The 23,620-nt window shown below is 57.8% G+C and carries 21 protein-coding genes; 10 read left to right on the top strand and 11 right to left on the bottom strand.

Annotation, left to right across the window (positions count from 1 at the left end; translation table 11 throughout):
• Window positions 1-58 precede the first annotated feature (58 nt).
• The gene (gene parS, locus AC1V0D_RS05715; RefSeq protein WP_009090172.1) at window positions 59-511 is read left to right on the top strand and encodes a type II RES/Xre toxin-antitoxin system antitoxin; all 453 of its coding nucleotides are present in this window, start codon (window positions 59-61) and stop codon (window positions 509-511) included.
• The gene (locus tag AC1V0D_RS05710; RefSeq protein ID WP_046101846.1) at window positions 511-981 is read left to right on the top strand and encodes an RES family NAD+ phosphorylase; all 471 of its coding nucleotides are present in this window, start codon (window positions 511-513) and stop codon (window positions 979-981) included. Before parS ends, AC1V0D_RS05710 begins: the two co-directional genes overlap by 1 nt.
• Before the next feature lie 17 nt (window positions 982-998).
• Here AC1V0D_RS05710 and AC1V0D_RS05705 read toward each other — a convergent pair whose 3' ends face one another.
• The 3 genes from AC1V0D_RS05705 to AC1V0D_RS05695 form a co-directional block, all read right to left on the bottom strand.
• Window positions 999-2,822, bottom strand: coding sequence for a glycoside hydrolase family 15 protein (locus AC1V0D_RS05705; protein WP_482907098.1), 1,824 nt, complete (start codon window positions 2,820-2,822; stop codon window positions 999-1,001).
• A gap of 90 nt (window positions 2,823-2,912) precedes the next feature.
• Entirely contained in the window at window positions 2,913-3,806 is an 894-nt protein-coding gene (locus AC1V0D_RS05700) for an SDR family oxidoreductase (protein ID WP_009090177.1), read from the bottom strand.
• A 264-nt stretch (window positions 3,807-4,070) separates the two neighbouring features.
• The gene (locus AC1V0D_RS05695) at window positions 4,071-5,105 is read right to left on the bottom strand and encodes a LacI family DNA-binding transcriptional regulator (protein WP_482907097.1); all 1,035 of its coding nucleotides are present in this window, start codon (window positions 5,103-5,105) and stop codon (window positions 4,071-4,073) included.
• A 214-nt stretch (window positions 5,106-5,319) separates the two neighbouring features.
• Here AC1V0D_RS05695 and AC1V0D_RS05690 point away from each other — a divergent pair, with 214 nt between their 5' ends.
• The 4 genes from AC1V0D_RS05690 (at window position 5,320) to AC1V0D_RS05675 (ending at window position 10,538) form a co-directional block, all read left to right on the top strand.
• Window positions 5,320-6,348, top strand: coding sequence for an ABC transporter substrate-binding protein (locus AC1V0D_RS05690; RefSeq protein ID WP_111208408.1), 1,029 nt, complete (start codon window positions 5,320-5,322; stop codon window positions 6,346-6,348).
• A 90-nt stretch (window positions 6,349-6,438) separates the two neighbouring features.
• Complete coding sequence (locus AC1V0D_RS05685; RefSeq protein ID WP_267369324.1) at window positions 6,439-8,661, top strand: ABC transporter permease; 2,223 nt, start codon at window positions 6,439-6,441, stop codon at window positions 8,659-8,661.
• A complete protein-coding gene (locus tag AC1V0D_RS05680) occupies window positions 8,658-9,728 on the top strand; it encodes an ABC transporter ATP-binding protein (RefSeq protein ID WP_482907096.1) in 1,071 nt (356 codons plus the stop codon). Before AC1V0D_RS05685 ends, AC1V0D_RS05680 begins: the two co-directional genes overlap by 4 nt.
• A gap of 15 nt (window positions 9,729-9,743) precedes the next feature.
• The gene (locus AC1V0D_RS05675) at window positions 9,744-10,538 is read left to right on the top strand and encodes an inositol monophosphatase family protein (RefSeq protein WP_009090185.1); all 795 of its coding nucleotides are present in this window, start codon (window positions 9,744-9,746) and stop codon (window positions 10,536-10,538) included.
• 34 nt (window positions 10,539-10,572) lie between these two features.
• Here the strand turns inward: AC1V0D_RS05675 and AC1V0D_RS05670 are convergent, their stop codons facing one another.
• Window positions 10,573-11,001, bottom strand: a complete 429-nt coding sequence (locus AC1V0D_RS05670; protein WP_482907095.1) for a GNAT family N-acetyltransferase — start codon at window positions 10,999-11,001, stop codon at window positions 10,573-10,575.
• A gap of 187 nt (window positions 11,002-11,188) precedes the next feature.
• Here AC1V0D_RS05670 and hipB point away from each other — a divergent pair, with 187 nt between their 5' ends.
• The 4 genes from hipB (at window position 11,189) to AC1V0D_RS05650 (ending at window position 15,691) form a co-directional block, all read left to right on the top strand.
• Window positions 11,189-11,437 (top strand): type II toxin-antitoxin system antitoxin HipB, encoded by a 249-nt coding sequence (hipB, locus tag AC1V0D_RS05665; protein ID WP_482907094.1) that lies wholly within the window; start codon window positions 11,189-11,191, stop codon window positions 11,435-11,437.
• Complete coding sequence (locus tag AC1V0D_RS05660) at window positions 11,437-12,750, top strand: type II toxin-antitoxin system HipA family toxin (RefSeq protein WP_336792693.1); 1,314 nt, start codon at window positions 11,437-11,439, stop codon at window positions 12,748-12,750. Before hipB ends, AC1V0D_RS05660 begins: the two co-directional genes overlap by 1 nt.
• A gap of 102 nt (window positions 12,751-12,852) precedes the next feature.
• Window positions 12,853-13,497, top strand: a complete 645-nt coding sequence (locus AC1V0D_RS05655; protein WP_482907093.1) for a LysE family translocator — start codon at window positions 12,853-12,855, stop codon at window positions 13,495-13,497.
• A 148-nt stretch (window positions 13,498-13,645) separates the two neighbouring features.
• Window positions 13,646-15,691 carry an FUSC family protein gene (locus tag AC1V0D_RS05650; protein ID WP_482907092.1) on the top strand — a complete coding sequence of 682 codons (2,046 nt, stop codon included), beginning with the start codon at window positions 13,646-13,648 and terminating at the stop codon, window positions 15,689-15,691.
• Window positions 15,692-15,897: 206 nt separating this feature from the next.
• Here AC1V0D_RS05650 and AC1V0D_RS05645 read toward each other — a convergent pair whose 3' ends face one another.
• The 7 genes from AC1V0D_RS05645 to AC1V0D_RS05615 all read right to left on the bottom strand — a co-directional run bounded on the left by AC1V0D_RS05645 (window position 15,898) and on the right by AC1V0D_RS05615 (window position 22,835).
• The gene (locus tag AC1V0D_RS05645) at window positions 15,898-16,233 is read right to left on the bottom strand and encodes a gamma-glutamylcyclotransferase family protein (RefSeq protein WP_167428199.1); all 336 of its coding nucleotides are present in this window, start codon (window positions 16,231-16,233) and stop codon (window positions 15,898-15,900) included.
• A gap of 72 nt (window positions 16,234-16,305) precedes the next feature.
• Entirely contained in the window at window positions 16,306-17,022 is a 717-nt protein-coding gene (locus AC1V0D_RS05640; RefSeq protein WP_482907091.1) for a fimbrial assembly chaperone, read from the bottom strand.
• Window positions 16,988-18,340, bottom strand: coding sequence for a fimbrial usher protein StbD (gene stbD / locus AC1V0D_RS05635; RefSeq protein ID WP_482907404.1), 1,353 nt, complete (start codon window positions 18,338-18,340; stop codon window positions 16,988-16,990). The genes AC1V0D_RS05640 and stbD overlap by 35 nt, the downstream gene beginning before the upstream one ends.
• Entirely contained in the window at window positions 18,315-20,879 is a 2,565-nt protein-coding gene (locus AC1V0D_RS05630) for a fimbrial outer membrane usher protein (protein WP_482907090.1), read from the bottom strand. The genes stbD and AC1V0D_RS05630 overlap by 26 nt, the downstream gene beginning before the upstream one ends.
• Window positions 20,851-21,597: a fimbria/pilus periplasmic chaperone gene (locus tag AC1V0D_RS05625; protein WP_009090204.1), complete on the bottom strand. Its 747-nt coding sequence runs from the start codon at window positions 21,595-21,597 to the stop codon at window positions 20,851-20,853. Before AC1V0D_RS05625 ends, AC1V0D_RS05630 begins: the two co-directional genes overlap by 29 nt.
• A gap of 57 nt (window positions 21,598-21,654) precedes the next feature.
• On the bottom strand, window positions 21,655-22,200 hold the full coding sequence (locus AC1V0D_RS05620; RefSeq protein ID WP_482907089.1) for a fimbrial protein: 546 nt from the start codon (window positions 22,198-22,200) through the stop codon (window positions 21,655-21,657).
• A 20-nt stretch (window positions 22,201-22,220) separates the two neighbouring features.
• Window positions 22,221-22,835, bottom strand: a complete 615-nt coding sequence (locus AC1V0D_RS05615; RefSeq protein ID WP_230200881.1) for a helix-turn-helix domain-containing protein — start codon at window positions 22,833-22,835, stop codon at window positions 22,221-22,223.
• Window positions 22,836-23,620: the final 785 nt, after the last annotated feature.

The following is a 23,620-nucleotide window of genomic DNA, read 5'->3' as shown; positions in this document are numbered from 1 at the left end:
GGTGGTACCTTCTGTTCATTTGCGCTAAAATAAAAATCAAATGAACAGGAGGGCTGCTATGTCCATCGCCATCTACACACCCGCTCAGCCTCGCCGCCACGCGTCGCTGCTGCATGCCCTTAACCTGCCGGAAACCCTGCCGGATGCGCATCAGCGTATCGCGACAGGATTCAGCAGCGGCGTGCTGAAACGCACCGCGTCGTTGTCCACCTTCGACGAGGGGTGGCTGTGCCGTCTGGCGGGCATCGATCGCACCACCTACAACCGCAAAGTGAAAGATCCGGCGCAGACCTTTTCGCCCGACCAGAGCGGACGCATCTACATGCTGATTCGCGTTCTCTCTGCCGCCAGCAACCTGTTCCGCGACGACAGGGCGCGTCTGGTGCAGTGGCTGGAAACGCCCGCCAAAGCGCTGGGCGGAAAAAAACCGGCGGAGATGACCACCACGGTGGCAGGGGCGGAAGCGGTGATAAATCTGATCGGCCAGCTCGAGCACGGTGTCATCACCTGATGGCGGTTCCCTTTTTTCGCCTGGTGAAGCGTGAATATGCGATGACCGCCTTTGATGGTTTTGGCGCCCGGACGTATGGCGGGCGCTGGAATTCGGTGGGATCGGTCTGTGTCTACCTGGGGTCGAGCCGGGCGCTCTGCGTGCTGGAGGCGCTGGTGCATCTCACCATTCAGGATCTGTCACGCGACTACAGCATGATCGCGATCAGCGTGCCGGAGTCCCTGATCACCGAACTGGCACTGACGGCGCTGCCGGATGAGTGGCAGGCCGATCCTGCGCCCGCGTCCACCCGGCAGATCGGCGATGAGTGGCTCGCCAGCCCGGAGAACGGGCTGATACTCAAAGTGCCCAGCACGCTGACCGGTGAGTGGAATGCGCTGTTCAATCCCCGTCATCCGGCAGCGGCGGGCATCATTGCGAAAGCGGTAGTGGAGCCGTTTTTCTTCGACCCGCGCTTCCGGCTGCAATAGTCGCCCTGATGCCTTTCTTAAACCTCTCCTTTTGATTCCGATAGCGCCTGGGCCGCGCAGATCAGCGCCAGATGGCTCAGTCCCTGCGGCATGTTGCCACGCCAGCTCTGACTGCGGACGTCATACATCTCATTAAAGATATCGACGTTACCCTGACCGTCCAGCGTCGCCAGAATCTCCTGCATCGCCTGTTCCGCCCGATCCCGGTCACCCATTTCCGCCCAGGCTTCCACCAGCCAGAAGGCGCAGGCGAGAAAGGTACTCTCCTCCTGCCTGACGCCGCTGTAGCGATAGAGCATGGCGCTGCCGTCGCCCAGCTTCTGCCGGATAGCGTGGTAGGTGGAGAGCATCCGCTGCGGATTAACCGCATTGCCATAGCTGTGCACCAGCGCCAGCGAGGCGTCCAGGCGTGCATCACTGCCGACGTAGAAGAGGTAAGCCTGCTGCGTTTCCGACCAGCATTGCGACTCAATCCAGTCGCGGATGCGGTCACGTTCCCGCTGCCAGCGGCCCAGCCAGGTCGGTTCGATATGTTTACTTTCCGCCAGCGCCACCGCCCGATCCAGCGCTATCCAGCAGGCCATTTTGGAGTGGGTATAGTGCTGCAGCTCCGGCAGCTCCCAGATGCCGCAATCTTTCTGTCGCCAGTTGTCGGCGCAGCAGTTCGCCAGGTCGCCCAGCAGGCGTGAGGTGGTGATATCCAGCACGTGGCCCGCTTCAATAAAGCGCTGCGCGGTCATGAGCATATCGCCATACATACTGAGCTGCAGCTGATCGCGGGCATTGTTGCCGATGCGCACCGGCTGAGAATGCTGATAGCCGCTCAGGGGCGGATAACGCTCGGCGGGCACCTCATCGCCATTCAGGGTATAGCAGGCCCGCAGCCTGACGCCGTGACGGATGATGGTCTGCGACAGCCAGGAGAAGGCCGCCTTACAATCTTCCAGCGCGCCGAGATAGACAAAGGCTTTGATAATCAGGCAGGCGTCCCGCACCCAGGCGTAGCGGTAGTCATAGTTTTTCTCGCCGCCGATGCCCTCCGGCAGCGACGTGGTGGCAGCGGCGGCCAGCGCGCCGGTCGGGGAGTACCAGAGAAACTTCAGCGACAGGGCAGAGCGCCTGACCAGCGCCGGGTAGCTGCCATCATAACTCAGGCTCTCCACCCAGCTGGTCCAGCCGGTGTGGCTGGTTTCAATCCGCTGGTCGATAGCCTCCAGCGGCGGCACGGCCAGCGGCTCTTTTTCGGTGATCAGCAGGGCGCAGAGCGAGCGGGAACCGGCGGTGGTGCGCAGCGTGGCGCAGACCTGTTCATCATCCAGTTCGGTGATGGTGATGTCGTCGCTGGTGCGGAACATCGCCATGGTTTCGGCGATGTGAAACACCTTGCCTTTCTCATTGTCGGCCACCCAGGGGGAACGGGTTTCAGCGGCGGTGCCGAAGCGCAGCGTGATCTGCAACTCCACCTCGCCCTCAACGCCTTCGATGCGGCGGGCCAGCTCACACCAGGGCAGACGGCCCGCCAGCGTGCTGTTGATCGATTCGGTAAGCAGGACGGCGCCGCTGTCGGTGTCAAAGCGGGTCTCCAGCACGTTGCTATTGTCACGATAGCGTCGCGTAACCTGATAGCTGCCGCGCGGGACGACCTGAAAGTAGCCGCCCAGCCCGGCGTCCAGCAGGCGATCAAACAGCGGTTTCGCATCGAGATTGGGGGCACACCACCAGTCAATGGAGCCATCCGGCGCAATCAGCGCCACCGAACGGCCTTCACCAATGGCGGCATAGTCGCCCAGCCCCGCAAAACCTTCTTTTCTGACCGGCGAATGAAAAACCGGGTTTTCCATGTTCTTTTTCCTTATACCAGGCACAACGATTCGGAGGGGGAGAGAGGCAGGACAAAAAAATGGCCGCTTTACGCGGCCACCAGAAGGGGATTACAGGGTGCCGGTGCCGCCATCAGAGCACCAGACCTGACCGGAGGAGTAGCTGCTCTCGGTCGAGGCCAGGGTGACGTAGAGCGGGGCGATCTCAACCGGCTGGCCCGGACGGCCCATCGGGGAGTCGGCACCAAACTGCTTCACTTTCTCCATAGGCTGCCCGCCGCTGGATTGCAGTGCGGTCCAGTATGGACCCGGCGCTACCGCGTTGACGCGGATGCCGTCGCCGCCCAGCTGTTTCGCCAGGGATTTGGTAAAGGCCACAATCGCCGCTTTGGTCTGCGCATAGTCCAGCAGGATATCGCTGGGTTTAAACGCCTGCACTGACGAGGTATTAATAATGGATGCGCCGCGTGGCAGATATTCCAGAGCCGCTTTGGTGATCCAGAACATTGCATAAACGTTGGTTTTAAACGTCGCGTCAAAATCTTCTGTACTCAGGGTACGAATGGACTCATTAAATTGCTGACGACCAGCGTTATTAACCAGAATATCCAGACCACCTAATTTGTCGGCCGCCTCTTTGACCAGCTGCTGACAGAATTCTTCTGAACGAATGTCACCGGGAATAGCGAAAACTTTACGGCCTTCCGCTTCGATTAATTTAACCACTTCATCGGCATCCGGCTGTTCTTCCGGCAGGTAGTTAATCACCACATCGGCGCCTTCACGGGCATAAGCAATCGCAACGGCACGGCCAATCCCGGAGTCGCCGCCGGTGATCAGCGCTTTACGTCCGGTCAGACGACCGGTGCCACGGTAGCTGGTTTCACCGTGATCGGGAACCGGAACCATTTTGCTGGCAAGGCCTGGCGCCTGCTGGGGCTGATCCTCAAAAGGAGGCTTAGGAAAGTGATCCAGATCGAGCGTCTTGTTAGTGGGTGTGGCCATTGTATGCTCCTTGAACAGTGTTATCTGAGACTGTAAGCCTGGCACAAATGTGATGTTTGTCACATCTGACTGCTGATTCATTGAGCAGATAAAACCAGAGTAAATTAATAATGCAGATAAAGCGTAGACAGGAAATCGCGATTGCGGGGCGAAGCGGCCGAATATTTTTCGGGGCAGGAGAGCGCTATTTAAAGCGAAGCGTAAAACCGGTACTCAATTATTTCGCTGAGAAATAACGTACCGGCTGAAAATAATGAATGGCGCTCATCCGCCGCGCACCGATCCCCGCCAGACCACATCGACCGGATATATTTTCCGTGCCTGCGGCTGTTCTGTTCGCGGCAGGAGAGTTTCCGGTTGCGCCTCCACCGCCACCAGCCAGTCAATCGCATCGCGGGCGAACTGCTCTACCGGCTGCGCAAAGGTGGTGAGGTCATAGGCGCTCCAGCCCGACTGCGCGATGTTGTCGTGTCCGATGATGCAGAGATCCTCCGGGATACGCAGCGCAAAACGGTGACGCGCCTCATCCATAAAGCCGCAGGCGAGCAGGTCGGTGGCGCAACAGACCGCATCCGGGCGGACGCTGCGCGTCAGCAGACGCTGCGCCAGAATCTGTCCGCTCTCATAGGAGGTGCTGCCGAACCGTTCCACCTGCACGGCAATGCCGGCCTGCTGCGCCGCAGTCAGAAAATCGGCTTCGCGTTTCAGCAGGCTCGGCGTTCCCGCCAGCGAATTCACAAAGGCGATGCGGCTGCAGCCCGCGCGCAGAAAGGCGTTAACCGCCATCTCCGCCGCCGGACGGGAGTCGAGGTTAAGGCTGAGCGTGCCGGGCAGGGCGTCGTCACGGTTAATCAGCACCAACTGCTGACCGTGCCGGTAGCAGAGCCGGGTAATGCCACTGTCAGGCATGCCGGAGAGAATGATCGAGGCGTCGGCGCGGAAATGGATCGCCTGCTGCAGCGCGGCGGAAACCCGCTCATCCGACCGGTCGGTGTTAATCAGCATCGCCACCTTGCCCGCTTCCTGCAGATACTGGGTCATCCAGCGCACCAGGCTGGCACGGTAGGGCGTATCCACCTCTGAGGCGATCAGGCAGACAATGCCGCTGCGGTTTCGTACCAGGCCGCGCGCCAGATGATTGACGTGATAGCCCAGCTCTTCCGCCGCCTTCATTACCCGCTGCCGGGTGGCGTCCGACACGCTGGCCCCCGGTGTAAAGGTGCGGGAGACCGCCGAGCGCGACACGCCCGCCCGATCTGCCACATCCTGTGCACTCACCACTGCCCTGGGCTGCTGCATCTTCTCTCCTCATCCTGCCGTTAACCGCACTGAGTCTGCCTGAAAATGCAAGGGTGTGCAAAAGATAACAGGGCAGCGAATGTTTCAAATTTGTGACAGCGACTGACAATTGCTCAACAAGTGAATTGACAGCATGACAGGGTCGCCGTACTACTTTGCACACATGTGCAAAAGCTGGCGCACGCCCTCATCATCCGGCCTCAAGGAGAATCCCATGCGTTATTCCTCTCTGCTCGCTGCTGTTATCGTCAGTTGCCCGGTGTTGCCGTTTGCGGCCACGGCGGCGGGCAGCCTTAATATGATCTGCTCCGCCGATGTGGTGGTGTGTGAACAGATGACCACGCTGTTCAGCCAGTCTCATCCCGATATTCGGCTCAGCATGGTGCGGCTCTCAGCCGGTGAAGCCTACGCCCGAATCCGCAGCGAGGCGCGCAATCCCCGCACCGATATCTGGTGGGCGGGCACCGGCGATCCGCACATGCAGGCCGCAGAAGAGGGGCTGAGCCAGCCCTACAAGTCCCCTTTACTTGACCAGCAGCAGCCCTGGTCACAAAAGGTGGCGGAGATTTCCGGTTACCGGACCGTTGGCGTTTATGCCGGTGCGCTGGGCTGGGGCTACAACACCCGCCTGCTGGCGGAGAAAAAGCTGAAGGTGCCTGCCTGCTGGGCGGATCTGCTCGATCCCGGTTTTAAGGGCGAGATTCAGATCGCCAACCCTAACTCTTCCGGCACGGCGTACAACACGCTGGCGACGCTGGTGCAGATCATGGGGGAAGATGACGCCTTTGCCTACCTGAAGAAGCTCAACGCCAACATCTCGCAATACACCAAGTCCGGCTCGGCACCGGTAAAAGCGGCAGCGCGCGGTGAAACCACCGTCGGGATTGTCTTTATGCACGATGCGGTCGCGATGGAAGTCGAAGGCTTCCCGATCAAACCTGTCGCCCCCTGTGAAGGCACCGGCTATGAGATTGGCTCCATGTCGATTATCAAAGGGGCGCGCAACCTGGCGAATGCCCGGGCCTGGTATGACTGGGCGCTGAGTGCGGATGCGCAGTCCCATATGAAAGAGGCGAAATCGTTCCAGCTGCCCTCCAACCGTCAGGCGGAAATCTCCGAGTATGCGCCGCGTTTCGAGAACATCCGCCTGATCGATTATGACTTCAAAACCTATGGCGACTCGGCGAAACGCAGGGCGCTGCTGGGGCGCTGGGACAGAGAGATTGGTGCCAGCGCGCACTGAAGCGTGGCACTGCCCGGCCGTCAGACGCCGGGCACGGGCCGAACCGCGGTGGCATCAGCCAGTTGTCCGCTTCTCCAATCGAGGTGATGTATGAATGCGCACAATCGCCGTTTAACCGGCGCGCTGCTGGCGGGGGCTGTGGCCCTGACGCTGCTGCCCTGGTACAGCCTGGAGCAGGGATTCTTCGCGGGTGACTGGCTCTTTCGTTCTGCGGAGGAGAACAGCGCACCGGCCCTGTGGCAACTCGCCCAGCAGCCCTGGCTTCTGGTCGCCGTGGCGCTGTGGGGAGGCGTTACCGCCTGCGCCTTTCTGCCTCCCGGCCGGACCCGCAGCACGCTGCTGCTGCTGTTCAGCGTATCCGGCATCCTGTTTCTGCTGCTGGAGGGACATGCCATTGGTTTCAGCGGCTGGAACTGGCTGTGGCTGGAGCACCTTACCGGGCCGCTGGCTCAGGGACAGCCCGCCATGGGCGCCGGGGCCTTACTGCTGCTGACCGTTTTTCTGCTGATCTTTGCCTTTGCGCTGGCAGAGCGCGGTGTCCTGAAAGGCGATGCCTTTGTGGTGGCGGCAATTGTGCTGCTGGTGGCGCTGGTCACCACCTTCGTGCTCTATCCGGTGCTCAGCCTGTTTGTCGCCGCGGTGCAGGACAGCGATGGCAGCTTTAAACCCGATGGGCTGATCGCCAGCCTGCAGGACCCGGCCATCTGGAGCCTCGGCTGTTTTACCGGCGGCAACTGCGGAACTGCCTGGCGAACGCTGGGACTGGCGCTGATGACGGCCAGCGGCTCGACGCTGCTGGGGCTGGCGTTTGCGCTGGCGGCGACGCGCACGGCACTGCCGTGTAAGAAAGCGCTGCGGATGCTCACCGTCCTGCCGATTATCACGCCGCCGTTTGTCATCGGTCTGGCGCTGATTTTGCTGTTTGGCCGCTCTGGCGTCGTCACCGAATCGCTGGCGTCGCTGTTCGGCATTGCGCCGGGACGCTGGCTCTACGGGCTGACCGGGATCTGGATCGCGCAGGTGCTCTCGTTTACGCCGGTGGCCTTTCTGGTGCTGATCGGGGTAGTCGAGGGCGTCAGTCCCTCACTGGAGGAGGCGTCGCAGACGCTGCGAGCCAGCCGCTGGCGGACCTTCTCCCGCGTGTCGCTGCCGCTGATGGCTCCGGGGCTGGCCAACGCCTTTCTGATCAGCTTTATCGAAAGCATGGCGGACTTCGGCAATCCGATGGTGCTGGGCGGCAGTCACGGCGTGCTCTCTACGGAGATCTTCTTTTCAGTGGTCGGCGCGCAAAACGACCCGAGCCGCGCGGCGGTGCTGGCGATGATCCTGCTGGCCTTCACGCTGGCGGCCTTTCTGCTGCAGCGTCTCTGGCTTGCCGGGAAAAGTTTTACCACCGTCACCGGGAAAGGCGACGGCGGCCGTCATGCCATGCTGCCGCGTCCGGTCAGATTTGGCGTATACGGGATGGTGATCCCATGGGGGCTCTTTACTCTGGTGATCTACGGCATGATCCTCACTGGTGGCTTTGTCCACTCCTGGGGGCTCGACAACAGCCTGACGCTGGATCACTACATCCGTGCCTTCCGTGTCACCCTCACTCAGGGGGAACTGGTGTGGCAGGGCGTGGCGTGGAACTCCTTCTGGACGACGCTGGAGATTGCCCTGATTGCGGCTCCCCTCACGGCGATTGTCGGGCTGCTGACCGCCTGGCTAATCGTGCGTCAGCGCTTTGCCGGACGGCAGACCTTTGAGTTCATGCTGATGCTGAGTTTTGCCATTCCCGGTACGGTTATCGGCGTGAGCTATGTCATGGCCTATAACCTGCCGCCGCTGGAGATAACCGGCACCGCGATGATCCTGATTGCCTGTTTTGTCTTCCGTAACATGCCCGTCGGGGTGCGTGGCGGCATTGCGGCGATGAGCCAGCTGGATAAAAGCCTGGATGAAGCGTCACTCACGCTGGGCGCAACCAGTTTCCGTACCCTGCGCAAGGTGGTGCTGCCGCTGCTGAAACCGGCCATCAGCGCGGCGCTGGTGTACGCCTTTGTGCGTGCCATTACCTCCATCAGCGCGGTGATCTTCCTGGTCAGCGCGCAGTACAACATGGCGACCTCGTACATTGTCGGGCTGGTGGAGAACGGTGAATATGGCGTCGCCATTGCCTACTCCTCGGTCCTGATTCTGGTGATGCTGCTGATTATTGGTCTCTTCCAGCTGCTGGTGGGCGAACGCCGCCTGCGCCGTGTCACCCGACCGGCGGCCCTCGCCGCCACTCCCTCTGCATCCACCCTGACTCAGGAGAGCACCGTATGACGACACATCAGGCCGGATCGGTGGTTTTTGACCATGTCTCAAAACGTTTTGCCGGCTTCAGTGCGGTGCCGGATCTGTCACTCACCGTGGAGCCCGGCACGCTGGTGACGCTGCTCGGGCCCTCCGGCTGCGGCAAGACCACCACGCTGCGGCTGCTGGCCGGGCTGGAACATCCTGACGCGGGCCGCATCCTGATAGGCGGTAAGGATGTTACCCATCTGCCCGCCAACGCGCGGGACGTGGCGATGGTGTTTCAATCCTACGCGCTGTTTCCGCACATGAACGCCCTCGACAACATTCTCTATGGGCTGAGCGCCGCGGGCATGAACCGGCGCGAGGCGCAGGACCGGGCGCGTGAGGGGCTGAAGCTGGTGGGGCTGGAGAATCAGGGGCAGCGGCTGCCCTCGGAGCTTTCCGGCGGGCAGCAGCAGCGCATTGCGGTGGCGCGTGCGCTGGTGCTGGAGCCGCAGGTGCTGCTGCTCGATGAACCGCTGTCGAACCTGGATGAGCGTCTGCGCCGTCAGGTGCGCACCGATATCCGCGATCTGCAGCAGCGGCTCGGCTTTACTGCGGTCTATGTCACCCATGACCAGGAGGAGGCGCTGGCGGTCTCCGATAAGATTATTGTCATGAAAGAGGGGGATATTGCTCAGGAGGGGACGCCGGAGACGCTTTACCATTCCCCCCGTTCGGTCTTTATCGCGGACTTTATGGGGGAAGCGAACATCCTGCCCTGTGAGGTAGAGCAGGCCGGCGCGGAAGAGGCGCTGGTCCGTCTCGGCACGCAGCGCTTCCGGCTGCCCGGTACGGGAGTGCGGACCGGCCCGGCTCAGCTGGCGGTGCGGCCCCGCTTCATGACCCTCTCCGGCGACGGACAGGGCGCACTGCAGGGAGAGATCACCCACAGCACCTGGCTGGGTGACCATATCGAATATGAAGTGGCCACCGAACTGGGCGCGCTGTTCATTATCGATCCGCTGATGGAGCAGCGTCTCCCGCTCGCCACCAGGGTTGGCGTTAACTTCAGGGCGCAGGGGCTGGCCCTGATCGCGCACGAATCTGATTAAAACTGAGGAGCTGGCATGGCATCACATGATGAAATAATGGCGCGTCTGGCTGTCGCTGAGGCCGTTGCCCGTGAAGGCGGCGCGACCGCGCTTTCCTACTTTAACCGTCGCGAGACGCTGGTGGTGGAAACCAAATATGATCTGCAGGATGTGGTTTCGATTGCCGATCGTGACGTGGAGCAGCAGATCGCGGCCCATCTCCGCGCCGCCTTTCCCGATGATGGATTTCTGGGTGAGGAGAGCGGTCTGCAGCCGGGAGCATCGGACTACACCTGGGTGGTCGATCCTATCGATGGCACCAGCCCGTTTCTGAACGGGATGCCAAACTGGTGTGTTTCGGTGGCCGTGCTGCGCGGCGACCTGCCGGTCATCGGGGTGATCTTTGCCCCCCTCTATGATGAATGCTACGTCGCGGCGCTGGGGCAGGGCGCGACGCTCAACGGCCGCCGTCTGGCCGTCGATCCGGCGCGCACGCTGCAAAACCACGTCACCGGATTCGGGGCGAACAGTCACGTGACCCCACAGCAGGTTGGCGAGATCGTGGCCGCTTTGCTGACGGCAGGCGGTAACTTTATCCGACTGGGTTCCGGCGCGCTGATGCTGGCATGGGTGGCCGCCGGACGGGTGGTAGGTTACTACGAGCCCTATATGCACGCCTGGGATTGTCTGGCGGGCTACTGCCTGGTGAAAGAGGCGGGCGGCTGGTATCACCCGTTTAATACTGAAGGCGACCGCCTTACCCGCGGTGCGCAGGTCCTTGCCGTGGCACCCGGTGCCGAAGCCGACCTGCGCCGCATCGCCGGGCTGTGACCCTGTCACGCCAGCGCGATACGTATTTATGTAATTATGCCGGCCGGAGTCTCTTCGTCAGATAGTGACGCTGCATGCCGGTCTGCGGAAAGTCGGGCAGGGACATCTGCTGCTGATATCCCTGCTTCTGATAGAACGGCAGCGCCTGAAAGCTGAACGTATCCACCAGCGCACAGAGACATCCATCCGCCATCGCCGCCTGTTCCGCCGCGCTGAGCAGTTCACTGCCCAGACCGCTGCCCCGCAGCGTCTCGTCCACCCACAGAAAATCGATACAGAGCCAGTTTCCCTTGCGGGACGCGATTAACCCGCCCCGTAATGTCCCCTGCGTGTCGCGATGCATGACCGACAGCGGCCCCCAGTTCTCAGTCTGGATAAACTGCCGGTTGTAGCCGCCGAGTCCCGCCAGTAGTGCTTCGCGGTCCTGCTCGCTGATCAGATGAGTGATGCTGAATCTGCTCATTCTCTTCCTCTCTTCTCCGTGGATTATGCGTCCTGAATTATCCCTCACAAGGGATAATAATATCTTTATCCCTTTAAGGGGCTAAAAAACAAATTATCCGTTAAAGGGGATAAATGCACATTTATACCCTTTCGGGGATAATGCAGCTGCGCTATGCTTACCCTCTGTGATCCAGAAGGAGTCACCCATGATATATAGTCCGATTCAGCTGGCAAACCGGCTGAAACTTATCCGCCAGCGCAACGGCTGGACCCAGAGTGAGCTGGCAAAAAAAGTGGGCCTGAAGCAGGCGACGATCTCTCACTTTGAAAATGCACCTGACAGCACCTCACTGGCAACGCTGTTTAAGCTGCTGCAGTCGCTGGAGCTGAGCCTGGAGGTTCAGGAAAAAGCGACACCGGCGCCGGTGCCACTCAATGACGAGGATGACTGGTGATGCAGAAGCTGATGGCCTGGATGAACGGCGAGCGGGTGGGGGTGCTGACCCGGCAGCGAAACGGCGCACATGAGTTTGAGTATGATGCAGGCTGGCTGCGCAGTCCGCTGGCGCGTCCCCTTTCCCTCTCTATGCCGCTGCAGGTCAGGCCGATCACCTCCGCCGCCGTGATTAACTTTTTCGATAACCTGCTGCCCGACAGCCCGGCGATCCGTGACCGGATTGTGGCGCGCTATCAGATAAAATCCCGCCAGCCGTTTGATCTGCTGCAGGAGGTGGGACGTGACAGCGTCGGCGCGACCATGCTGCTGCCGCCGGAGATGCCGCTGCCGCCGCTGCAGGCACGCTATGAGGTGCTGGATGAGGCGCGGCTGGAGAAGGTGTTGTCGGCCTATCAGTCCGATATTCCGCTGGGGATGCTGCGTGAAGAGACCGATTTTCGCATCTCGGTGGCCGGCGCGCAGGAGAAAACGGCCCTGCTGCTGACCGATGAGGGCTGGAGCATTCCGGCCGGGGCGACGCCAACCTCCCACATCATCAAGCTGCCCATCGGGGAGATTAAGCAGCCTGCCGCCACCCTGGATATGCGCGAAAGCGTGGAGAATGAGTATCTCTGTCTGGCGCTGGCCCGGGCGCTGGGAATGGCGGTGCCACAGGCGACCATTATCCGCGCCGGGGCGATGCGGGCGCTGGCGGTGGAGCGGTTTGACCGGCGCTGGTCCCGCGATAAGACCCGGCTGATCCGGCTGCCGCAGGAGGATATCTGCCAGGCGCTGGGGCTGCCATCCTCAACCAAATATGAGTCAGACGGCGGGCCGGGCATAGAGACGATCATGCAGCTGCTGATGGGCTCCAGCCAGGCGATAGCGGATCGCTACCGCTTTATGCAGTTTCAGGTTTTCCAGTGGCTGATCGGCGCAACCGATGGCCATGCAAAAAACTTCTCCCTGTTTATTGAGCGCGGCGGCAGTTACCGGCTGACGCCATTTTATGACGTCATCTCAGCCTACCCGGTACTGGGTGGCACCGGCCTCAACAAGCGGGCGCTGAAGCTGGCGATGGGGCTGTGCGCCACCAAAGGTAAAAAGATGGCGATCGACAAAATCTATCCGCGCCATTTTATCGCCACGGCAAAGCGCGTCAGTTTTGATCCGGCCAGTATGGAGGAGATTTTTGACTTCTTTATCCGGGCCTTTCCGCAGGCGGTGATCTCGGTGCGGGAGGCGCTGCCCGCCGATTTTCCGCAGCACATCGCCGACGCCATTTTCAGTCACTCCCTGATCATGCTGGAGCGGTTACGGCACAGAACGTGATGGAGAGCGCGCACACCGGTAAGAGGATGATGGCATTTGGAAAAGGGCCTCCGGGCTGATAAGTTAACGAAAGGTTAAATCTTATTGCTGTCAGGAGTCTTCATGCTGGATATTGTTCATTTTCCGCTGTTTCTGGCGTCGGTGGTGCTGCTCTGCATTACGCCGGGCCCCGATCTCGCTTATGTTGTCGGACAAAGTGTGGCTCGGGGGCGACAGGCCGGTATTCTCTCGGCGTCGGGCGTGGCGCTGGGAAGCTGTACGCATGCGGTTGCCAGTGCGCTGGGCTTAACGGCGCTGATTGCGGCCTCGCCGCTGCTGTTCACCGTCATTAAATATACGGGTGCAGCCTACCTGATCTATCTGGGGACGAAGATGATCGTGGCGACGATCCGCGTCCGTCACGTCGTCAGGCCGGAGGGCGCGGAGGCGGTCGCACAGACCGAAACCCGTCAGCTGCTGCTGCGCGGCTTTATTACCTCGATAACCAATCCCAAAGTGCTGCTGTTCTTCATCGCCTTCTTTCCTCAGTTTGTGACGGTGGAGGGCGATCATCATGCCGTCTCCTTTCTGCTGCTGGGTCTGGCCTATGCGCTGACGGGCCTGATAACGGATGTGCTGTTTGCCCTGCTGGCAGGCGGTGCCGCCGGCGCCGTTGCGAAGAATCAGACCCTGCAGAAGGCGCTCGATCGGGTGGTGGGTGCCACCTTTATCGGGCTGGGCATCCGTCTGGCGCTGACGCGTCGCTAGCCGCTTTTCATCCCGCCCGAACCAGACCTGTCTCCCCTGAAACCGGCCCCGTCAGGCCGGTAATAATTTGTATAAGTTAACTGAGAGTAAAACGCAGGCGCATCTGTCAGGATACGCGCCTCAGAAAGCTCCTGGTTGCTCTCATTCGATGAAATGGTTTACCAAAAACGCGGTTTTGTTTGCCTGCAAAACTTCTCTTGCCGCGTTTATTGCACTCTCTGTGGCGCTGCTTCTTAACTTTGAAAAACCTGCCTGGGCGCTCACGACCGTTTTTGTGACTTCACAGCTCTATGCGGCCTCAACCGTGTCGAAATCCCTGTTTCGTCTGCTGGGTACGCTGCTGGGGGGCCTCTTTATTCTGCTGATCTACCCCGAAACGGTGCAGTCGCCGGTTCTGTTCAGCCTCTGCGTGTCACTGTGGGTAACGGTCTGCCTCTATCTCTCCCTGCATGACCGCACGCCAAAGAGCTACATCTTTATGCTGGGCGGGTATAGCGCCGCCATTATGGGCTTTCCCGACGTGGATACGCCGTCAGCCATTATCAATACGGTCATTTCACGTATTGAGGAGATCACGCTCGGCATTCTCTGCAGCACCCTGGTTCACCGGCTGGTGTTTCCGGTGTCGATGCATCATCTGCTCGGCCAGAGCGTGAATCTCTGGTTTCAGAATGCGCGCAGGCTATGCGATGAGCTGATCAGCGGAATGGCAAAGAACAAATCGCTGGAGCGGGAAGATATCCTGATTCAGATGGCCGGTTATCCGCTGAACGTTGAAACACTGCTGACCCACTGTGTCTATGAGGGGGAGGCGGCGCGTAACGTCATCCGTCTGGTCAGCGTGCAGTATCAGCATCTGACCTATCTGCTGCCGACGCTCACCGCGATTGAGTCACGGCTGGGCGTACTGGCGGAGCTGAACATTCGTTTTCCAGCGTGCGTGACCGATGTGTTTCAGCAGTTTCTGTTGTGGCTGCATCACGATCGCGTCAATGACATCAACGGACTGCGTGAGGCGATCAATGCCGGGCAGGCGAACCTTGAGCAGTCGTGGCGGGCAGGGGAACTGGCGACCGAGGAGAGCCTGCTGCTGATCGGTCTGCTGGAGCGGCTGGCAAACTTTGTGCGCATTGCCGATGCCTATGAGAATGTCAGCGCCCGCGCCGGGGATCTCTACAGTCATGGCGACGGGGCGGCTATCCGTAATATCCGTGAGCATCGCCATATCGACAAAGGGCTGTTGAGGCTGTCGGCGCTGACGGCTTTTCTGGCGACCTTTCTCTCCAGTCTGTTCTGGATTGGCAGCGGCTGGGCCGACGGGGCGAATGCACCGCTGATGGCGGCGATTATCAGTTCGTTTTTTGCCGGTGTCGATTCGCCGGTGACGCCGATGAAGCTGTTTGTCAAAGGGGTGATGATTGCGCTGGTCGTGAGCCTGTTTTACATCGCTTTTCTCATCCCGCAGGCGAACACCTTACAGGCGCTGATGATCTGTCTGCTGCCCGGTCTGATGCTGCTGAGCCTGGTGATTGCGAATCCGGCCACCAACCTGATCGGGCTGAGCGTGGCGATTCAGATCCCCGGCTTTATCGGACTGAGTCACCACTTCGTGCCCAATCTTATCGTTACCCTGAATGCGGCGATCTCTTCGATGGTGGGGATTATGTTTGCCGTTGTGCTGACGGCGCTGATCCGCAACAAACGACCTTCATGGATAGCGCGAAGAGCGGTACAGCGCGGCCTGCGCGATCTGTTAGGGTTTATCAAAATGGTGGAGCGTAACGCCGCTACGCTGCTGTCACGGCAGCAGTTTATTGCACGCATGCTCGACAGGGTGAATGTCATTCTGCCGCGGAAACGGCTCGACCCGGTGCCGGATATCGTGGTGGGGGGCTATCTGATTACAGAAACCTGGCTGGGGGCGAATTGCTATGACTTTTATGCGCGCTATCGCGAGGTGCTGGAACGGCATGGGATTGATAGCGGGCAGATGTTTCACGAGCTGGCGCTCTATCTGAAGCGTAAGATGAAGTCACTGCAGTTAACACCGCATCAGGATTTGCTGGAGGAGCTTGATCTGCTGCTGCTGCGTCTGGAGACCCTGGCCCGGCAGGAGAGTGAAGCCGTCGCGCCCCTGATCCACCTGTTTAACATCCGGGTCTCGCTGTTTCCGCATCAGCGCTGGCCGGAATGAAAGGGTAGAAACGCGGGCTGGTGGTCTGAAGAGGCTGGTGGCCCGGAACAGGTCTTAACGGCACTCTATTTTAGTTACATCATACATTAGATCTCTTCGTATAACTTGAATTCGGCATAGTGCCTGTTTGTCAGGTCTTGCAGGAAAGGGAAACAGGCTGACAGAATCGCGCCCGGAAGCAGGGCGCGAATTGCAGAACCGGGGTATCAGCCCTGTTCACGGGGCTGAAGCTGATAGATCCAGGCGCTGAGCTGCTGATTATCGTGGGTAGAAACGCACACTTCGACGCGATCATAGCCCTCCTCAAACGCATCCAGCATCGGCCAGTGAGCCGCCAGCTTATCGGAGGTAAAGAGAAAACCCGGCACCTGCGGGCCGTGCTCATCCAGAATAATGCCAGGAAAATCAGCCGCTGCCCCCCAGCCGCGTTCATAGAAGGTGCCCGTGACCGAACCGGCGAGCCACTCTCCGCCGATATTCTCCAGGATATGCGCATTTTCACGTCCAGGGCAGAGCGTGCCGTAAACAAATAAACGTTTCATTTTCCCTCATCCAGACTGCAAACAGAAACAGGCAACTTTAGCGTGCCGGGACGCCATTGTCCTGCAAAACATTCACTTAAAAGCCGTGGTGTAGTTAACCGGAATGCCCTGGTCGTTGATCACCGTATAGTTCAGCGCCGTTCCGTGAGAGAGCGCGGCCTGACTCTCTGCCTGCAGTTCCGCGTGCGGGGCGATCATCAGGTTTTTAATCGCTGCCTGACCTTGAGGTTTGACATTCAGGCTCATAAACCAGGGCGTCGGGTTAGTTATCGTGATTTTATCTCCCGTGACGGCGAAACGAAGCTTTTCCGGGTCGGTCGCCTGAGGCGCGTGAAGTCCCGCAGGCCGGATAAAAATCTTCAGCCGGATTCGCAGCGGCAGCACGACTCTGCGCTCAGCCGCGTCAGGCGCTTTTTTCAGCGCCGGAATCTGGTAAATATTCAGCCAGAAGAGGCTCTCTTTACCGGCGGGCAGCGCATCACGTGAGGTCAGCATCAGGCGCAGCGATCGCATCTCGCCCGGAACCATTTTTACCACTGGCGGCAAGACAAGCACGGGCGTGATGCTGGCATCCGGTGACAGCGTCACGTTACCATCATCCGTCCAGAGTTGCAGAAACGTTTCGGTGTTGCCGCTGTTGACGACGTTAATCGACTGCGTCAGATCGGCCTGATTAAAGATGATCCGGGTCTTATCGACGTTGACTACCGCCCAGACGCTGGACGAGAGCAGAACGCCAGATAACACAATGAGGTTACTGAAAACTGACCACAACCTGTAATTGCGCATTTACTGCTCCTGCTGTAAGGGTTTGCCCACTGATGGCTTCAAGGGAGGCGGTAAAATCACCGCTGTAGATATCACTGCCTCCGGAGGAGACCTGCGAGGTTAAATCTTTGTAGGCATACCAGCCGCGGCTGTTGCCGGTGCCGGTGCTGGCGCGGTCCGGCAGTAAATTGATGGGGGTATTGTTGCTGTCATAAATTCTGATACCGACGCCGGAGGCGGCAGTGCTGCTGCCATAATGGCTATCCAGCAGCCAGGTTAACCCGCCGCCCGAGGTGGTCAGCCCCAGATTTCTCGCCTGTATAACCGCATTAGACTGGTTAACCAGAAAGCCCATGGCGACATTGGCCGAAGTGGTCGTCGACGTGGCGGTGCCGGAGAGTGCGCCCGATTCGCACTGAATGGAGATCGTAAATGGAGCCTGGCTTTTTCCGCCTGCCGCGAGGGTGCTGGCGCTCACGGTAGGCAGAAGTACCACCGACGGATAATCCTGAACTTCACACAGTGCGCCGCGCACATAGGTGACGTTAGAGTAGGTGCTCCACGCTGCCGGCCAGTTACGGTACCAGCCGTACCAGTAAGAGAGGCTGTCCTGGCCTACCTGGAGGCTATTGGTGTCGAGTCCCGGACCTTTGAAAGCGATGTAACCCCGCGGCTGTGTCCAGGTGTCCACGTAGCGATTACTGTTGCTGGCGTAATAGCGGGTTGAGTCAATTTTAAACATCTCATACAGCACATTGCTGAAGGCGCTGGCCGGAATGTAGATATAGGTGCCATCGGAATACCAGTCGCTGGCCGTCAGCTGACGCGCTTTCCAGTAGCGGCTGTAATATTCGCCGGTTGAGAGGTTAGTCAGCCTGACCGCGACATTTGCGGCGACATCATAATAAGCCCCGTCCACTTCAGACGTGATGTATTGCCCGGCATAGGGACTGTCGCCGTTGGTGGCGTACATCTCATACAGGCTGTCGGCATCCGCCACGGCGCAGCGGTAGAGAATCTGATTAGCCGAGTAGGGAACGTTGCTGGCCGAGGAGAGAAAGCTCCCCACCGAACTGGCCAGCAGGGTGCCGGAGGGCTGAAAGGTCTTTCCGCTGTTAATGCTGATCACGGACGGCAGCCCGACATTCCCGGAACAGGTGTCGCAGGCACCGGTCCAGCTGGCGGCGGTGTAGCCCGCCGCGATGGCGCTCTGAGAGAGCGAAGAGGTGGAGGTGACCACGCTGCAGTTCGCCCAGGCGGGCACATTAAGCAGCAGTAACACGATATACAGGAGTAATTTTTCGATTCTCACACTATTCACCCTTGCGGCAGACGGCATCCAGGCGAACGATATTCTCATTCACGCGTCCGGTTATCTGATAATTAACGAGGCAGGTTTTATGGCCTTTATTTTGCCAGCTGACCCTTAAGGTGCCGGAATCATGCGGAACGCGGGCATAGACCTGTCCGCCCTGACCGACAATGCCGATGACGGTATTATCCGCGTCACGGACTTCACTCCCCATCGGCGGAATCTCCTGATCGTCACTCTTCAGCGCGATCAAGACCGCCTTGCCCTGCAGGGTGGCAAAATGAATCCGCGTCACGGAACCGGCATAGGGCACCACGCGCTGGCTGCCGCCACTTAATTCCGCATCGCTATTCATGTAGCGGGTATCCAGGCTGACGGTATTCGCCTGATAAGGCGTGAGCGAAGGCAGGATGGCGTAACCCGCATGATCGATAACTGCGCCCTGACCGTTACGCACGCTGGCGCCCTGAGCGCCTTCCGCATGAATCAGCGCAAAGGTATCGCTGGTATAGGGGCCGGCTGTCATGCCGCCGGAATGGATCAGCAACGTGCCTGACAGACCCAGACCCGCCTGACGGTAGTTATCACCCTGGCCATAGTTCGCTCTGACGCCGCCCACGCGGGTATTCTGCTGCACGTTTCCGCCAAACGAGGCGTGCTGGCTGCCGCTATTCTGCGTCTGGCCGGTTCCGCCATACAGCGACCAGGAGAGCTGATTATTCTCGCCCGATGAACCGGTGAGTGAGAGCGTGGAATTGCGCGTCTCTTTAGACTGGTTGTAGTTGTAGGCCACGGAGGCGTTGTGATTGCTCCAGTTCAGCGGGACGGAAACATTCAGGGCAACAGTATTCTCGGTGTACTTTTCCCGATAGCTATTATCGCCTTCGTCCAGGCTCAGCCCGAAGCGATCGCTGCTCCAGGTGGTGCGCTGGCGGGCGACGTTGAGACTGTAACTGATGTTATGCCAGCTGTTGTTGTAACCGAGCTGAAGCTGGGTAATGCGGGAGCGGTTATTGTAATAATCCGCTGTGCTGGCACTCAGGCTGATCAAGCCATAGTCAGCCATTGTCTGACTCAGCGTGACAGAAAAGTTATTACGCTGATGCAGCGTGTCGGAGTAGTAGCTGAGGCCACCATCCTGCTGGCGACGCACGCCCAGCACATCCTGCAGGTCGCGATAACCGCGGGTTGAGTAGCGATAGGCAGCCAGGACCACATTGGTGCCGGTGGTAAAGGTTTTGCTGTAGCTCAGTTCAGCGCGCCATCCCGTGGCAGTCTGGTTCTGTGCCACCTTGGCATCCGAGAATGTGGTATTCAGTCCCACGGCGCCCGCCGCAGAGCTCCAGACACCACCAAGCAGCCAGGCCTGATAATCCTCAGCCAGGCGCGAACCCGCCGTCGCGGTCAGCTGGTTGCTGATACCGCGCTGCAGCAATCCTTCAAAGAAGGTGTTATTGACGGAGTAGAACTGTCGCACCCGTCCCAGGGCAACGGAGTAGTGCCAGTTACCCGGCCTGACCGAATCGGGCACCGAGGCATAGGGGACGGTAAACGAGGACGTTTTGCCACTCGCTTCAACAATCTCCACGTCGAGATCGCCCTGGCTGCGGGTATTGTACAAATCGTTAATGACAAAAGGCCCCGGAGCCACGCTGGTCTCATAAATAACGCGATTGAGCTGCCTGACGATAACCCGCGCGCTGGAAGAGGCCACGCCCCGGATCTCCGGCGCGTAACCCCGACGGCTTTGCGGGCGCATCCTCTCATCCGTTGTCAGCTTAATCCCGTTATAGGACAGGCTGCCAAACTGCGAACTTTCTGTGTAGCTGTCGCCAACGGTCAGCACACTGTTCAGCGGTTCGATGGGGCGCTGAAGCCAGGTTCTGACCGTGGTATAACGCGCGTCGCTGCCGGTGACGTTATTGTCGATAACCCGCAGATTGCCCTGATGGCGCAGCTGCCAGTTATTGATATTGGTGCCCGCCGTGACACCGCTCCAGAGATACTGATATCGGTAACCGGAGGCAGTATTTTCCGTCCAGCTGTAGTTGGTGTTATGCCGGATGAAAAGGGCGGTGATCCCTTTATCCCACTCGGAAACGGGGATGGTTCCGCGAGGCAGACGGATTAACTCCGCATCCGGAATCGTCAATTGCAGCCGCAGTGATGACTGATCAAATTGCCAGCTGGCCGCGGAGGACCAGTGACGCAAAGGCTGGCATTGCTCGCTGGCTGCGGTTTTATTCAGTGACTTAAGGCGCAGTGATTCCGCCACCTTCAGGGGAAGGCAGGGTTCAATGGGCTGGCCTTTTTCTGCTGATAAAAAGGTGAGGGTGACACCGCTTTTGATCAGCTTATTATTGAGATAAATGTCGACATAATAGCTGCCGGGGGCAATCGTCTGATGATTAAACTGTTCGATGTTCTGGCCAAAAGCCGAACCTTTAAACAGCGAAGGATCAAAATAATATTCCTCAGCGTGTCCATACGTTGAAAAAGTGAAGGAGGCACAGAGAGGTAAAAAAAGGGTGCAGATATTACCTGGCTGCAAGCGGATAATCTTCACTGACTTTCGCTCCCTGGTCATTCATTGCTGAAAGAGAGACCACGCTGTTCGCGGGTAACGCGTGCGTTGCCGCTTTGCACCTGACAATTTTTTTAGAGAAGGGCGCAATCATATCGGCGTCGCAGGCTATTTTTTTGTCTGCTGTTTTTAGGGTTACGTCGGTCAGCGAAAAAAACCAGGGCTGGGTGTTATTGATTTCGAGGCCCTCTTTTTTCGCCGTTATTTTTATTCCGCTGAAAATATCCCCCGGCTGACCAATCGCCTTAGGCCGGTAGAAGAGTTTCATGCGGTTACGTAACATTAAAACGATACTGTTACGGCCTGACTCGCCCTGAATATTGGCGGGCGGAATTTGCAGGGAGTTGAACCAGTAGACAGTTTCGCGATCCTGCGGTAAAGAGGTCTCTGGCGTGAAGCGGATTCTCAGCACCTGACCGGTCAGAGGCTGAATCCGGAATAACGGAGGGGTGATAATAAAAGGCACGTCACTCTTATCGCCCGGTTGCGAATCCATATTGCCATTATCAAACCAGGCCTGAATAACATACGGAATATTATCGTTGTTCTTTAACTGAACATCGACGGAGAGAGCATTGCCGGGATAAATAATACGGCTACCCAGAATCGTGACGCTCGCCTGGACTTTATCCGAAATAAACGTCATCAACAGAATGAAAATGACGAACAGTGAGGGGTAGAGCACAATGCGTGAATACATGTCAGAGATCTCAAGCGTGGCGTGCGTACCCGGGATACCGGATACGCACGAAAACGATTACTGATAAGTCACGGCGTATTGCAGTGATGCGGTCACGGTACCGGCCGTTGGTGTGCCTGATGCATAGTAGCGGGCAGAGTAGGTGGCTGAGCCTGAGGTTTCCCCTGCCTGAAGCGTCATATCGCCGCTGCCGGTGTAACCGCTGGTCAGATCGACGACGGTATCTTTCGGGTCGAGGATCTGAACTTCAACGTTTTTCGCGGTGCCGGTGTTCGACAGGTTACCAGCAGCGCTGACGTTATTGCCCACAAAGACCGTGGAGATTTTCGTGGTCTTGGTGCTGTCACCGGTGCAGCCGCTCACGCCCACGGTGAAGGGAGTGTCGCCCGCTGTCGCACCTGAGGCCGCAAGGTCAGAGGTACTCACGGTTGGCAGCAGAACGACAGGTGAAGCGTTGTTACCGTTCACCGACACCGAACAGGTTTCGGTGGTCACTTCGCCCTGGAAGTTGATGGTGTTATCAGAAGCCGCAGAGACGCTGGCTGAAACCAGCGCGGCACTGATTAACACAGCAAGATTAAGCGTTCTGAAATGGGTGTTCATGTCATACTCCTTTATCATCGTTATACGGAAAGCAATTGGTTGAGGCTGATGCCCATTTTCCGGCGAATAGCCTCTTTGATGTTATAAACACGCTTGATTTCAACTCCCATTTCTCTGGCAATAATCGGCAGTGAGAGTCCATTCACTGCCAGATCAAGGAACTGAACTTCATCCTGTTTAAACGCATTCACTTTTTTTCTGACGTCGCCCTTCAGGCCGAAATAGCAGCCATTAATCTGACGGCTTATCTCTTCACGCGACTGATCGGCATAAATAACGGTCTGGATACGCAGGTCTTCTTTTTGCCAGAACGCGGCAAGGGATTGCATATAGCGATCGCTGACGATAATCAGCATCAATCCGGTGTTTTTTAAATATTCAATCCAGTTACTGTTGGTAAAATACCTGATATTCTCTCTTGAGAAGTCAACAAATATGCATCCCCGGCAAAAGATGCTTTCATATTTACCCGCCACCATGCTAAGCAGGGATGAAGAGAAAAAATGATTTCCTCCGGGCCAGGTGGTTATTTTTTGCAGCGGACATCGGTTATAAATGTCTGATGCGCGATGGGCGAGATCACAGCCATATTTACAACTGGCGCAGCGAATTTCCTCTCTGGTTATCTTTATCATAATATTCTGGTGCTGTTGCGAGAGTTGTATTTATTTTATCGATAAAAATCTCCGCGTTTCAAGGCGATGAAAATTACCCGCTATTTCCTGCATTCGGATTTTTCTTAACGCACCTCCTCTGTGGCCTGGCGTAATATTGATTGAAAATTCGGGACAAAAACGTCTGCCGCCCACTCAGTCGTACTGAGAGACCTGGATTTTTTTACGTCCGTTAGGAATATTTCGCAAATAACGCTGTTTTGATCAATAAAAATTCCGCACGCAAAGCTAAATATGCGCGAATTTTGATCAGTGTCATTTTTTGTATATTTTTGACGCCGGATTGTGGTTGAGGAATACCTGTTTTTGTCGCTCTTAATGCAAATCCTCTTATTAATACCCGTTGGTTATTTTTCTAATCCTGTTGAGTCAGAACCTCAAAAATACTATTTATCGCTCAGGAAATACTTTAATTAAGAAAAGTCCTGGTAACAAAGATGTTAATTGACGCATCTGCTAAAAATATTGATCTAAATCAGTAATTTAGCGCGTGTTATCTGTTCTGTTTTCAGCATTGTCATTAATTCTCTATTTAATTTTACGCAGGAAATGATTATTCAGCTTTTGTATAAAATAATCGCCGCGCATTGACGTTTGGCTGCTCTGGCCGGTTTTAATAAACCAGTAAGGCTGATTACTGAACAGACAGAGCAGGGATGTTATGTTTTTTTGTCTCCCGTAAACGTCTTATCAAAACCGGCTGTCCCTGACCGAATCTCTGCAGGTCATCAACAGGCGCGGCCGAT

The sequence above is a fragment of the Pantoea sp. PA1 genome (genome assembly GCF_056856975.1).
This window is presented reverse-complemented; position numbering and strand designations above follow the sequence as displayed.

Coding starts and splice junctions, on each gene's coding strand:
- AC1V0D_RS05695 (WP_482907097.1), bottom strand. CDS start 5,105: ATGCAGCAGCCCAGGGCAGTGGTGAGTGCACAGGATGTGGCAGATCGG.
- AC1V0D_RS05650 (WP_482907092.1), top strand. CDS start 13,646: ATGAAATGGTTTACCAAAAACGCGGTTTTGTTTGCCTGCAAAACTTCT.
- AC1V0D_RS05620 (WP_482907089.1), bottom strand. CDS start 22,200: ATGAACACCCATTTCAGAACGCTTAATCTTGCTGTGTTAATCAGTGCC.
- AC1V0D_RS05615 (WP_230200881.1), bottom strand. CDS start 22,835: ATGATAAAGATAACCAGAGAGGAAATTCGCTGCGCCAGTTGTAAATAT.
- AC1V0D_RS05625 (WP_009090204.1), bottom strand. CDS start 21,597: ATGTATTCACGCATTGTGCTCTACCCCTCACTGTTCGTCATTTTCATT.
- AC1V0D_RS05700 (WP_009090177.1), bottom strand. CDS start 3,806: ATGGCCACACCCACTAACAAGACGCTCGATCTGGATCACTTTCCTAAG.
- AC1V0D_RS05705 (WP_482907098.1), bottom strand. CDS start 2,822: ATGGAAAACCCGGTTTTTCATTCGCCGGTCAGAAAAGAAGGTTTTGCG.
- AC1V0D_RS05685 (WP_267369324.1), top strand. CDS start 6,439: ATGAATGCGCACAATCGCCGTTTAACCGGCGCGCTGCTGGCGGGGGCT.
- AC1V0D_RS05690 (WP_111208408.1), top strand. CDS start 5,320: ATGCGTTATTCCTCTCTGCTCGCTGCTGTTATCGTCAGTTGCCCGGTG.
- AC1V0D_RS05660 (WP_336792693.1), top strand. CDS start 11,437: ATGCAGAAGCTGATGGCCTGGATGAACGGCGAGCGGGTGGGGGTGCTG.
- hipB (WP_482907094.1), top strand. CDS start 11,189: ATGATATATAGTCCGATTCAGCTGGCAAACCGGCTGAAACTTATCCGC.
- stbD (WP_482907404.1), bottom strand. CDS start 18,340: ATGCCGTCTGCCGCAAGGGTGAATAGTGTGAGAATCGAAAAATTACTC.
- AC1V0D_RS05645 (WP_167428199.1), bottom strand. CDS start 16,233: ATGAAACGTTTATTTGTTTACGGCACGCTCTGCCCTGGACGTGAAAAT.
- AC1V0D_RS05670 (WP_482907095.1), bottom strand. CDS start 11,001: ATGAGCAGATTCAGCATCACTCATCTGATCAGCGAGCAGGACCGCGAA.
- AC1V0D_RS05675 (WP_009090185.1), top strand. CDS start 9,744: ATGGCATCACATGATGAAATAATGGCGCGTCTGGCTGTCGCTGAGGCC.
- parS (WP_009090172.1), top strand. CDS start 59: ATGTCCATCGCCATCTACACACCCGCTCAGCCTCGCCGCCACGCGTCG.
- AC1V0D_RS05710 (WP_046101846.1), top strand. CDS start 511: ATGGCGGTTCCCTTTTTTCGCCTGGTGAAGCGTGAATATGCGATGACC.
- AC1V0D_RS05680 (WP_482907096.1), top strand. CDS start 8,658: ATGACGACACATCAGGCCGGATCGGTGGTTTTTGACCATGTCTCAAAA.
- AC1V0D_RS05640 (WP_482907091.1), bottom strand. CDS start 17,022: ATGCGCAATTACAGGTTGTGGTCAGTTTTCAGTAACCTCATTGTGTTA.
- AC1V0D_RS05655 (WP_482907093.1), top strand. CDS start 12,853: ATGCTGGATATTGTTCATTTTCCGCTGTTTCTGGCGTCGGTGGTGCTG.